We start from the raw sequence: 12,001 nt of genomic DNA on the forward strand, positions 1-12,001 counted from the left end.
CTCACCTCACTTTCCATTCGTCTCGCTCAATAAGTCCGTCCCGGACATGTACAACTCGTCCGGCATAATCAGCGATTTCAGGTTCATGAGTAACCAAAATAATGGTCCGGCCATGGGAATTGAGTTCGGAGAAAATCGCCATAACTTCGTCGCCTGATTTCGTATCAAGATTACCTGTCGGTTCATCGGCCATGATAATGGTTGGATCATTTACTAGTGCCCGCGCAATGGCAACCCGTTGCCGCTGCCCACCAGAAAGTTCATTTGGTTGATGATTCATCCGTTCTTCTAGCCCAACCATTGTTAATACTTCTCTTGCTCGCGCTAGACGAACTTTTTTTTCTACCCCAGCATACACCATAGGTAGTGCCACATTTTCTAACGTAGACATTCTTGGTAACAAATTAAAGCTTTGAAAAACAAATCCTATTTTTTTATTCCTTGTAATCGCCAGTTGGTCATCGTTCAGGGTAGCTACCTCTTGACCATCTAGCATATAAGAGCCGCTGTTTGGCCGATCAAGGCAGCCTAATATATTCATCAACGTAGATTTACCCGAACCGGAAGGTCCCATAATAGCGGTAAATTCACCTGGGCTGATACTCAGTGTTAGTCCCGCAAGGGCATGCACGGTTTCGCCACCTAGCTTGTACACTTTTGTGACTTCAGATAGTAAAATTGACAACCTAACCCTCTCCTTTACATCCCTCGTGGGCCACCAGGAATTATACCACCGCCGCCCTTGGTATTATTTGTTGATTGCGTTTTAGCAGAACTGGCTAACACTTGATCACCTTCTGCTAGTCCGCTCAATATTTCGACTTTAGAATCACTAGCGATTCCAGTTGTAACTGGTGTATTTTGTGTTTTGCCATTTTTTACAACCACCACGTACTGTTCACCGTTATTTGATTTAACAGCAGCCAACGGTACGACTAATGCATTATTACTGTCTGCCACATGAATCGAAACTCTAGCCGTCATGGTAGGTTTCAATAAATTTTCTGCAGCATCCACATCAACTAACACTTTATAATAAACTACATTGGATACGACCGTAGCTTTTTGGGAAACGTTTGCCACAACGCCACTGAAAGTTTTCGTTGGATATGCATCTACTGTAAACGTCACTTTTTGACCGACTTGCATTTTTCCAATGTCCGACTCATCAACTTGTGCTTCAATTTGCATTTTGGACATGTCAGCGATTGTCAGCAGGACCATTGGTGTGGATACACCTGGCGCTACTGCTTGACCAGCTGGCGTTGGCTTACCAATAACCCGCCCATTGATAGGAGAACGAATCACCGTGTCATTTAATTGAGAGATTGCATCATCATAGGAAGCTTGGGCTACGCTATAATCACTACGGCTCGTATCAAGCTGCTGCGCTGTTACTGCTCCAGCTGCTTCTAAACGCTGAGTACGCTCATAAATACTGGCAGCATTGGCTAACCTAGCCTTTGCTTGGTTTACAAGTGCCTGCAGATGGGTATCGTCTAGTACTAACAGTACTTGTCCCACTGTAACTTGGTCGTTTTCCTTCACCTTTACTTCTTCAATCAAACCAGAAATTTTAGAACTTACATCAACCAGGTTAACAGGCGAAATCGTACCTGTAGCAGAAACCATGGAAACAACATTACCGCGCTCAACTTGTACTGTCGGCCCTACTGTAGCCGGCACCGTTTTCCCTTTATATAAATACATTGCAACTCCAGCTACTATCAATAGAATCACTAGAGTAATGATCCATATTTTATAACGTACTATTTTTCCCCATACTAAGGACATACCTTTACCTCCTGCTGCTCTATTATTCCACACCGATACCTACAGCTTTTTCTAGCTTGGCTTTATTCACATTGTAGTCATATAATGCTTGAATTGAATTGGTATCAGCTTGCGTTAGAGACATCTGAGCATCAATAACATCCAAGTTTGTTCCTACACCCGCATAGTATTTTGCTTGAGAAGCTTTTAGATCTTCTGTTGCTTTACCTACTGCCACTTTTGAAGTTTCTATACGAGCTTCTGCTTCCTTCATGCTAGAATAGGCTTGACGAACCTCCAACTCCACTCCCGTACGAGTTTGGCGATCCCCTTCGTTAACCTTATCCATTGCGGCTTTAGCCTGTTTGATTTTAGAATTGGTAACTCCAGCATCAAATACATTCCAGCTTGCCGAAACCCCAACAGACCAATTGCTTTTGTCTCCTGGGAAATCAGAGCCACTCCAGCCTTGCGTCCCGTTAACAGCTACTGTTGGCATTTTTCCACTATCAGCAACTTTCATGCCTGCTTTGGCAGCATTTATTGTATCTTGGGATTGTATAATTTCAGGTCTCTTTTGCAATGCCATCTGAATACTATCTTCTAGAGACGTTTCGTATTGAACATAAGCGAGATCATCTTTCATCGTGTTTTGGCTATCGAGTGGCATACCGATTATATTGTTAAAACTTGCTACAGATACATCATAGGCATTCTGTGCTTTGGTTAAGTTCTGTTGCGCATTCGCCAGCTCTACTTCGGAACGCAGCACATCGGATTTCGCAATGGTTCCAACCTCATATTGGGCTTTCACATTTTTTAAATGCTCTGTCAGGCTGTTAACTGTTTCTTGATTTACTTTTATTAAATTATTATTTTGCAACACACTAAAATAAGCTGTTGTTGTATCTAACCTTACCTGTTCCTTTACCTTCTCTACACCAACACTGGCTATGTTGGCATTGGATTTTGCTTGATCAACTAATCCTTCCACTCTTCCTCCCGTATATAAAGGCCAGTTTACCTTGAGTGACGTATTAAAACTATCATTGGATGCTGCTCCCTCTGCACCAGAACGGTTGCCGCTACTGCCTAAAGATACGGTTGGCATATTCCCACCTTCTGTCTCTTTTATGCCCCAGAAGGCTTTATCCTTATCAGCAAGGGCCATCTTAATTGAAGGGTTATTTTGTAATGCCAACGTAATGCTTTCATCTAATGATAATTCTGACGTAGCAGCGAAGGATATTGCTGTATTTAACACCAGCAATCCAGTTGCTAGTAAGGAAACAACAGGCTTTACTCGGATTTTCTTTTGTAACATGTAATGAATCCTCCTTAATTTTTTGCCTATACAATAGTCCTAACTATTGATTTCATTCTACGTTCTTTTTTTTTGATTTTCTTTAGATTCCAAATGGTAAGTACTGTATGATATCAGTATTCATCCCAAAATAAGTGCTTGTATATAACGAAAGAAAGGCACCTTTTGAAGGTGCCTTTCCATTCTTATAACTTTTCTATTGGTAATGAAACATAAACTTCTGTACCTATTCCACTTTCACTTTTTATCCAAATTTTCCCGTTGTGTTTTTCCACAATCCATTGGGCGATAGCTAATCCTAATCCAACCCCTCCTTTTTCTCGAGTACGAACTTTATCAGCACGAAAAAAGCGATTAAAAACATAGGGTAAATCTTTTGGCTCAATTCCAATCCCTGTATCGATCACTTTGATCAAAACCTGACTCGATTGCTTGCGGCAACTAATACTGATACAACCAAACTCGGAGGTGTATTTAATCGCATTATCCATTAGAATAACAAAAAGTTGCTGCAGACGTTCTTTATCAGCTACTAAAGATATCACTTCACTACATTCAACCTTTAACTCAATGCCTTGCATTTGTACTAATGGCTCAAACTGCTCCACAACATTTTGTATTACTTCATTTAAAATAACAGGTCCGGCTTGAATCTCTATTTCATCAGCATCAGCCCTAGCTAAGGTAAGCAGGGTGGAAACCAGCTTACTCATGCGTATCGTTTCGCGAATGACATTTCTGATACGAATTGTTTCTAGTTCAATTGTGTGCTTCGGGTAACGTAACAATAGCTCTGCATTGCTTTTGATTACGGTGAGAGGAGTACGTAGTTCATGAGATGCATCTGCCACAAATTGATATTGCTTTTCCCAAGCAGCCTGAATTGGTATTAAAGCCCGGCGGGCTAAAAAATATCCTGCTAATATAATTGCAGTCATGCCAATAATCTGCCCCGTTACAATGACTAATAAAAAACGGTGTAACATAGTTACCTCAAAGTCAACAATACTAACACCTAGCAATTCTTTAATTCGATATTCCTTTGCCTCTTTTACCAAAATATTATCCTGATAAGAATAGGGAAAGGTTCGCAGTCGATAGGCGTGATCTTGTATTTTCTTTGTTTGCCATTCACCTCCTCCATCTGCTAGAGAAGTAAGAATCTCCGGGGAAATTCCTTCAATCGGAAAGGGATATGGATTTATAACATTCCCTTCTATATCCAGTAAAAAAATTAGAATACGGGAGTCAAACAATGGAGTTTGCGCTGCCCCTAGCCTTGGACGTCCATTTACAAGACGAAAAGCCTCCACCTTTTCTTCCATTGACTCATCAATATCATCAAATAACTGTCGTGCTATATATCCATAGAGCATTCCACCAAAAACAATGAATATTAATAAAAATACTATGGAATTTAAAACAGTCAATTTTCGCAGAGTTTTTTGAAACATACTTATTTCTCCCTCATCATAAAACCCGCTCCCCGAATTGTCTGAATTAAATTTTCCCCTCCATGAGATGCCATTTTTTTGCGAAGATAGTGAATATATAAGTCAACAATCCCAATGGTAGTTTCCGACTCAAATCCCCATATACGATCAAAGATTTGCTCCCTTGTTAAAATATGTCCTTGGTTCAATATAAGATATTCCAATAGTTCATACTCTTTACTGGTTAATTGCAAAGCCTGCTTTCCTAGAAAGCCGTCTTTTAGTTTAGGATTTATCGAAACATCGCCATAACCTATCTCCCCTTCCTTGCTTCCCATCCCTGTCCGTCTTAATAGAGCATGAATTCTTGCTAATAATTCTGGAATGGCAAAGGGTTTTATCAAATAATCATCGGCACCGCTATTTAAACCAACTACTCGATCTTGCACACTATCTTTGGCTGTAAATAATAAAATAGGTACAGCATTGCCTTGTGAACGTAAATTTTTCACAATTTCTAATCCATTTATCTCAGGCAGCATAATATCAAGTAGTAGCAGATCATAGACACCTTGTAACGCTAAATACAATCCTTCTTCACCGCTGCCTGTTTCATCGACCAGATACTTCTCTTCTTTAAGAACGTCAACAACTACCTCTCTGAGCATCTGATCATCTTCCACAACTAAAATTCTCACCATGACCTCCCCAATACAACATTCATTACCATTTACAGATAGTTTATCCAAGTAGAGCATCGCCTATAAAAAAAATTTTGCTATAAAGAATGCCGCTAGCACGTCTTATTTGACGTACTAGCGGCATCAATGTGTATATTATTTAAAAGAGGGGTGGTTTTTTAGAAATTCTTGAATGGAGCGAGCCATGATTTTCTTACCCGAAATATCTGGATGCAGTCCATCTTGTCCATATTTTACAGGTAGATTTCCCGCTTCATTTGCTAACAATGCATAGGTTTCAATGGCATAAGGTTGATTCCTAACAAAATTATTGACCTTTTCTATTTCTACTTGCCAGTTATCAGCTGTAGGTTGGCCAAATACTCGTTGTATTCTGTCTGGATTAATCGGAGGAAGTGTTAAAAAGATAGGGGTGATTCCGTTCTCTTCACATTTCTCTCGAATTGTTTCTAAGTTTGCAATAACTGACTCCCCTGATGTACCACCACGAATGCTGTTTGAACCACCTAAAATAAACATATATTGAGGCTGAAAAGGAAGTACGTCCTCTTCAAAACGCTCTACCATCATCTCACTGGTATCGCCACTTCTGCCTAAATTCTTCACTGGGAAAGGCAAATAAGATACATATTCAAAACGTTCATCTGATGGAGGATTGGAGATCGCTCCACCACCGTGAGTAATACTATCACCAAACACCGCCCATTTGGTTCTGCCTGTTTTCACAGTAAAGGAAGTGACATCCGAATATTTTCCGATTGCCCTTCCTTTCTCATCGCGAGCGAGGACACGATAATAATATATCCCAGGTTCCACATAAGAATGAGTATCATAACAATCAAATCCAAATCCGCCATCTATTGTATAAGAACGTATTCTATACTGGGATGCTTCGGTTCCATTTGGGTTTTCTGGGCGATTGTTGAGAATTTCCACTTCATAAGAAGCAGCCCCTAGCACAGGAATCCAGGAATACACCGGGTACAGCGGGACAGGATGATTCTTCTTTAATACGGAAGTAATCGTAGGTTTGTCTACATTAAGAGCGCCCTTATTTATAGGAACTGGAGCAGAAAAAGCCGCAATGGGGTTTTTATCTAAATCTAAGGGGCGAACCCGATAATATAGCTTATTTAACTTTTCTCCATTAAAAGAAGATAACTTCAGCTCCACACCAGGAGTTGAAATGTTGGTTTTAGTAAAAACAGTTTGCTTACTTGATGCCTTTTGATTATTCTTGATCGGTGCATTGGCAACTTCCAATTCATACATAACGGCATCTTCTGCATTCCGCCAAACTAATTGTACTTTGCCTTCTTGGGCATACCCAATTCCAGTTATGAGTAAAATTATTAAAACAATCGTCATGATTTTAATTTTTTTCAACAATCCAATCCCCCTATTTACAAAAATAAATGTTGCCACAAGCCATAGCCCGTGACAACTGTCAGCCTATTTATTCTCTATTGAGAGTTACTTTTCTTCATAGGAACAGCAATAATCGACTACTGTTGTTACCTTGAGCTTAAACTTAGAATTAGCATCTACGCTAAAGCTGTCTCCACCTTTATAACTATGCCATTTTTCGTCGCCAGAAAATTGAACCTCCATATCACCTGCTACAATTTCCATTATTTCAGCAGCAGCCGTGCCAAATTCATATTCACCTGGTAGCATAATTCCCAAGGTCTTTTTACTTCCATCAGCAAAAATAACAGTCCGGCTTGTTACTTTTCCCTCAAAATATACATTTGCCTGCTTAACAACCGTCACATTTTGAAATTGTTCCATATTTATTTCCTCCTGCACTTCGTGATTCAAACTTATAACTACACAAAATCTGATAGTACCTATTACTTTTTAATTTTATCACACCAATAGACAAAATGCCAAAAGATAAATCCAACTTTACTATCTAACCCTGTGAGCTAATGCAAACTTGCGTACCATTTTTTACCGTCAGTTGTTGCTAAGCTACCACACCTTCACCTTTTATTACTACTAACTATCCTGATCCATTTCAAACTTAACAAAAAACTGCGTCCCAGTAACTCCCGTACTCACGCTGATTTTAGCGTTGTGTCTAGCTGCAATGCTATAACAAACCGCCAAACCTAGCCCCGTACCACTATCTTTTGTTGTTTGAAATGGGATACCGATATTTTTTAACATTTCTGCTTTAATTCCGGGACCTTGATCTGCAATTTCCATGACTACCTGATTCGCCTCGCAGTATGTTCTGACCTTTATTTCACCTTTCTCTTGCATTGCTTCTAGTCCATTTCGCACCATGTTAAGAATAATCTGCCGAATCTCTTTTTCATCAATAAGTAAGTCGGGAATCTCGCTTAATTCCAGAGTTATAACCTTATTACTTACCGTCGCATCAGCCTGAATTAGGGGTACAATCGCATTTATAATGTGATTCAAATTTAAGTACCTGAGATTGACCGCTTTATTTTTTGCCAAAGACAAAAATTCAGTTATGATCTCATTGGCACGATCTAATTCCTCAATCATAAGGCTGTAATAATGGGAATGTGGAGAATGGTACTCTTTTTTAGAAAGCATTTGCAAAAATCCTCGAACAGTCGTCATAGGATTTCGGACCTCATGGGCGATTCCAGCAGCCATTTCTCCAATAATATTTAATTGATCTAGCCTGGCAATCTGCTTTTCAATTTCCTTTTGTTTGCTGATATTCCATAAAATCATTTGATTTTGTTGCCTAATTTCTTTAAAATTTGCTTTTAGTTTACTTGCCATATCGTTAAAGGCTGCAGCTAAGATACCAAATTCATTATTTTTCCCAATTGCTACTCTATACTCTAAGTCGCCGTTAGCAAGTGCCATAACTCCCTCTGTTAATCCACTAACTGGCTCTATCACGTATTTTTTTGTTAGAAGAAAAATAGAAGCCAAAATTAAGGTCAGCATGATAAAACATGTAATAAAGATTGGCGTCATAATTTCCTCTATTCTCCCAGTTAATTCCATCTCATCAATTATGGCAATTGCCTTCCAACCTGATATATCGGATACATTGACAAAGACTAACTGTTTTTTACCATCAATAGTCATCTGCTTAAATTTCCCATTGTCCGCTAAGTCCAATAATTCAGGAAGACCAATCTCTTGAGGGGTTTTCATTAACCATTCACTGTGTTTGGGGAAATAATCATTTTATTATTTTGACTCAGCATAATTACATAGCCGCTTGTCCCAACTCCAAATTGCTCTATTTCTTTTTTCAGATCTTCCACATTCCATCCTGCTACTACAACACCTATTATTCGATTATCCCGTTCCACCGTGCGTGCAACTGATACAACCATTTCGCCTGTTGTTTGCATGAAATAGGGTTCTGTCAAATATGCTTTACCTCTGTGCTTTACTGCCTCCTGATACCACATTCGTGATCTAGGGTCATATCCCGATTCCGAAAAAAAACTGGGATATTCAAAATATCCTCCTTGCTGTGATCCTAACCCCAAACCCAGCATATGTGGGAATATACTGCTATAGTTAGTAAAGAAGTGATACATCTTAGAATCAATCATCTCAGGTCCTACTATTTGGCGTTCTCCTACGATAGTAGCCAAATCTGAAGTTCGGTCATCCATTGCTAATAGAGATATTGCTTCATAGGCTAGTTTAATTGTTCCATCATTAATCTTGTTATGTATTTTACTTAATATCTCATAGGTTTGATATTCAAAGTTCTCATGCACCTGTTTCGTAATTACTTGCTCTAGATAAAGCCCACCACCAATGAACGGCAATACACATACTAATAAGGTCCATAAGATAAATTCATTTCCGATAGACTGCTTTTTCACTATATTATCAACCCCAACAAAAATTTGGTCTTTTCTTTCTAGTCTTAACAAAGCCTACTATAGGAGTATCTATTTTACATATAACTTTCTCTGTTTTTTTACATTTTCCTTGTATATTATACAATAAACAACAAAAAGCCAGTACCTTTAAGGTTACTGACTCTTCTTTGTTTATTCTAAATGGTTCTATTTTAACTTGAGTTTTGCAAGCGCTTCCGCCATAGCAGAGTTAAACGGTCCATCATCTGCCTGTTTCTGTTCCCTCAAAAATTTAGCAACTTCTCCCTTGGAACTTTTGGTACTTTCTTTCTTTTTTCGTTCATTAAAGGCAGAAAGCTTTTCTCGATAACCACAGCTGCAGACAAAGAGTTGGCCTTCCCCTTCACCCCGTAGTTCTAATTTTTTATGACAAGTAGAACATCTGGCATTGGTCAATATAGAAAGGTTTTTGCGATGACCACATTCTCGATCTTGGCAAACCAACATTTTACCTTTCTTTCCGTTGACCTCCAGCATGAATTTTCCGCATTCAGGACATTTTGTTCTAGTAAGATTATCATGTCTAAACTTATCTTGGCTATTTTTAATATCACTCACAACTGCTTGGGCATACTTCTTCATATCATTAATAAAAAGGTTTTTATTAAGAGAGCCTTTAGAGATATAGCCTAACTTTTGCTCCCACTGGGCAGTAAGAGCAGGGGATTTTAACTCCTCAGGAACTAAGGACAACAGTTGTTTCCCCTTAGCTGTAATAAAAATATTTTTACCATTCTTTTCGATTAAGAAACTATTAAACAATTTCTCAATTACGTCGGCCCTGGTAGCGACTGTGCCAAGTCCCCCTGTTTCGCCAATTGTTTTTTTCAAAGCTTCGCTTTCATTGCTCATATATTTTACTGGATTTTCCATCGCCGATAATAATGTTCCTTCATTAAATGGTGCTGGCGGCTTTGTTTCTCCCTTAGTCAGAATGACACTAGAAACAGACAACACATCACCCTTCTGGATGCTAGGTAATAGTTGTTCTACCATATCTTCTTTCGCATCTTCCTCTTCTACAACATGCTCATACACTTCTTTCCAACCTTGCGCCAGGATAGTTTTGCCTGTAGCAACAAAGACTTCACTCCCAATTTGCGCTTTTAAGGTAATTTGCTCATATTCAAAGGGTGGATATAAGGCTGCTAAAAAACGTTTCACCACTAAATCATATATTTTTCTTTCCATATCATTCATGGAACTCAGCATTGGCATCTGTTCGGTAGGAATGATGGCGTGGTGATCTGACACCTTACTATTATCAACGAAAGATGAATTCCCTTTAATCGGTTTTCGCAGAATAGCAGCAGCCATTTTGGAATAAGGCCCAACAGCACAAGCCTTGACTCTATCTTTTAACGTATCGACGATATCGGTAGAAATGTACCTTGAATCGGTTCTCGGATAAGTTAATACCTTATAGTTCTCATAGAGCCTTTGCATGATGGAGGTGGTTTCTTTTGGTGAATAACCGAATAAGCGGTTACCATCTCTTTGCAGCTCTGTTAAATCATATAAGGAGGGCGAAAATTTCTTTTTATAAGCTTTATCAACTTCGATGACCTCTGCATTTTTATTTTTGACTGTGGTGAGAAGTTTTTCACAACTCTCTTTATCGAAGGTTCGCGTATTTTTTGTTTTTTTATCTTGCCACATTAGCTTTAAATTGTTAGCCCCATTGGCTGTTATTCCATAAAACTCTCTTGGTTTAAAGGTCTTAATTTCTTCTTCTCTGGCTGCAATGATCGCCAAGGTTGGTGTCTGGACCCTGCCACAAGAAAGTTGGGCATTGTATTTGCAAGTCAGAGCACGAGTGGCATTAATACCAACAAGCCAATCCACTTCGGCCCTAGCAACGGCGGAAGCATAAAGGTTTTCATAATCTTTACCTGGTCTTAGTTTACTAAACCCTTCCTTAATTGCTTTATCGGTAACGGAAGAAATCCACAAACGTTTGATTGGCTTATTTACATTCGCCTTCTCAATGATCCACCTGGCAACAAGCTCCCCTTCTCGCCCCGCATCCGTAGCAATTACAATCTCACTTACATCTTTTCGCGTCAGTTGTGCTTTTACTGTATGAAATTGCTTCCCAGTTTGCTTAATAACAACAAGTTTTAATTGGGGAGGCAGCATGGGCAAATCTTCTAATTTCCACGATTTATATTTCTCATCATATATTTCGGGATCTGCCAAGGTTACTAAATGACCTAAAGCCCAAGTAACAATATGCCTATCCCCTTCAAAATAACCGTTTTCTTTGCGATTACAATGTAAAACCCTCGCTAAATCTCTACCAACGGAAGGTTTTTCTGCTAACACTACTACTTTACTCATAATACAATCCCTTTCAACATAAATCTTTTCTTGCAGGAGTTTCTTCCTGCTTTATAAAACATATCTTATATGCTATTACCTTAAGTCAAAATGTACCCCAATTATACCTTTATCATTCAAAACAAGTCAACAAATGGAAACTTTGTAAAGTGAGGTGATATGATGAGTGACAATGTAAGTCAAGAAATTTTGGATAAATTGACTAAAGTATGCCTGTGCAAAGCCATCAGTAAAGCTTCCATTAAAAAAATCATTGCCAGCGGTGCTAACACTCTTGAAAAAGTACAGCAAGAATGTGGTGCGGGATCAGGTCCTTGTGGTGGCAAGCGGTGTACACCAAAAATAATAGAACTATTAGAGAACCAAGGATAATAAAGAAGACTTGATTCAGATGGAGTTTTAACTCCATCTGAATCTTAGTCGCACTTATCCAGGGACTTAGCCGCTCTTAACTCCCACTTATATAAGTGAGCCTTGGATTCGAAAATCCTTAGAGCGAACTTATTTCGAGTTTTACAGACTGTTATCCTAACCAGAGGACAGGATATTACA

11 protein-coding genes are annotated in these 12,001 nt (G+C 39.0%); 1 reads left to right on the top strand and 10 read right to left on the bottom strand.

What is annotated here, in order from left to right; genetic code table 11:
• Position 1: 1 nt before the first annotated feature.
• The 10 genes from UFO1_RS18475 to UFO1_RS18515 all read right to left on the bottom strand — a co-directional run bounded on the left by UFO1_RS18475 (position 2) and on the right by UFO1_RS18515 (position 11,449).
• Positions 2–685: an ABC transporter ATP-binding protein gene (locus tag UFO1_RS18475; RefSeq protein WP_038673276.1), complete on the bottom strand. Its 684-nt coding sequence runs from the start codon at positions 683–685 to the stop codon at positions 2–4.
• Between the two features lie 14 nt (positions 686–699).
• Entirely contained in the window at positions 700–1,794 is a 1,095-nt protein-coding gene (locus UFO1_RS18480; protein ID WP_038673277.1) for an efflux RND transporter periplasmic adaptor subunit, read from the bottom strand.
• Between the two features lie 22 nt (positions 1,795–1,816).
• On the bottom strand, positions 1,817–3,097 hold the full coding sequence (locus UFO1_RS18485) for a TolC family protein (RefSeq protein WP_038673280.1): 1,281 nt from the start codon (positions 3,095–3,097) through the stop codon (positions 1,817–1,819).
• 185 nt (positions 3,098–3,282) lie between these two features.
• Positions 3,283–4,551, bottom strand: coding sequence for a cell wall metabolism sensor histidine kinase WalK (locus UFO1_RS18490; protein WP_038673282.1), 1,269 nt, complete (start codon positions 4,549–4,551; stop codon positions 3,283–3,285).
• Positions 4,552–4,553: 2 nt separating this feature from the next.
• Positions 4,554–5,228: a response regulator transcription factor gene (locus tag UFO1_RS18495; RefSeq protein WP_038673285.1), complete on the bottom strand. Its 675-nt coding sequence runs from the start codon at positions 5,226–5,228 to the stop codon at positions 4,554–4,556.
• A 138-nt stretch (positions 5,229–5,366) separates the two neighbouring features.
• Positions 5,367–6,617 (bottom strand): GDSL-type esterase/lipase family protein, encoded by a 1,251-nt coding sequence (locus UFO1_RS18500; protein ID WP_038675418.1) that lies wholly within the window; start codon positions 6,615–6,617, stop codon positions 5,367–5,369.
• Positions 6,618–6,704: 87 nt separating this feature from the next.
• Positions 6,705–7,022, bottom strand: a complete 318-nt coding sequence (locus UFO1_RS18505; protein ID WP_038673287.1) for a pyrimidine/purine nucleoside phosphorylase — start codon at positions 7,020–7,022, stop codon at positions 6,705–6,707.
• A 210-nt stretch (positions 7,023–7,232) separates the two neighbouring features.
• Positions 7,233–8,381: an ATP-binding protein gene (locus UFO1_RS25840; RefSeq protein WP_236639248.1), complete on the bottom strand. Its 1,149-nt coding sequence runs from the start codon at positions 8,379–8,381 to the stop codon at positions 7,233–7,235.
• Positions 8,381–9,070: a cache domain-containing protein gene (locus UFO1_RS25845; protein WP_236639249.1), complete on the bottom strand. Its 690-nt coding sequence runs from the start codon at positions 9,068–9,070 to the stop codon at positions 8,381–8,383. The genes UFO1_RS25840 and UFO1_RS25845 overlap by 1 nt, the downstream gene beginning before the upstream one ends.
• 186 nt (positions 9,071–9,256) lie before the next feature.
• The gene (locus UFO1_RS18515; protein ID WP_038673289.1) at positions 9,257–11,449 is read right to left on the bottom strand and encodes a DNA topoisomerase III; all 2,193 of its coding nucleotides are present in this window, start codon (positions 11,447–11,449) and stop codon (positions 9,257–9,259) included.
• Between the two features lie 159 nt (positions 11,450–11,608).
• On the opposite strand from UFO1_RS18515, the gene UFO1_RS18520 reads away from it, so the two are divergent.
• Complete coding sequence (locus tag UFO1_RS18520) at positions 11,609–11,821, top strand: (2Fe-2S)-binding protein (protein ID WP_236639250.1); 213 nt, start codon at positions 11,609–11,611, stop codon at positions 11,819–11,821.
• Positions 11,822–12,001: the final 180 nt, after the last annotated feature.

Source organism: Pelosinus sp. UFO1, assembly GCF_000725345.1.
In the GTDB taxonomy this organism is placed as follows: Bacteria; Bacillota; Negativicutes; order DSM-13327; family DSM-13327; genus Pelosinus.

Coding starts and splice junctions, on each gene's coding strand:
- UFO1_RS25840 (WP_236639248.1), bottom strand. CDS start 8,381: ATGAAAACCCCTCAAGAGATTGGTCTTCCTGAATTATTGGACTTAGCG.
- UFO1_RS18490 (WP_038673282.1), bottom strand. CDS start 4,551: ATGTTTCAAAAAACTCTGCGAAAATTGACTGTTTTAAATTCCATAGTA.
- UFO1_RS18505 (WP_038673287.1), bottom strand. CDS start 7,022: ATGGAACAATTTCAAAATGTGACGGTTGTTAAGCAGGCAAATGTATAT.
- UFO1_RS18485 (WP_038673280.1), bottom strand. CDS start 3,097: ATGTTACAAAAGAAAATCCGAGTAAAGCCTGTTGTTTCCTTACTAGCA.
- UFO1_RS18480 (WP_038673277.1), bottom strand. CDS start 1,794: ATGTCCTTAGTATGGGGAAAAATAGTACGTTATAAAATATGGATCATT.
- UFO1_RS18515 (WP_038673289.1), bottom strand. CDS start 11,449: ATGAGTAAAGTAGTAGTGTTAGCAGAAAAACCTTCCGTTGGTAGAGAT.
- UFO1_RS18520 (WP_236639250.1), top strand. CDS start 11,609: ATGATGAGTGACAATGTAAGTCAAGAAATTTTGGATAAATTGACTAAA.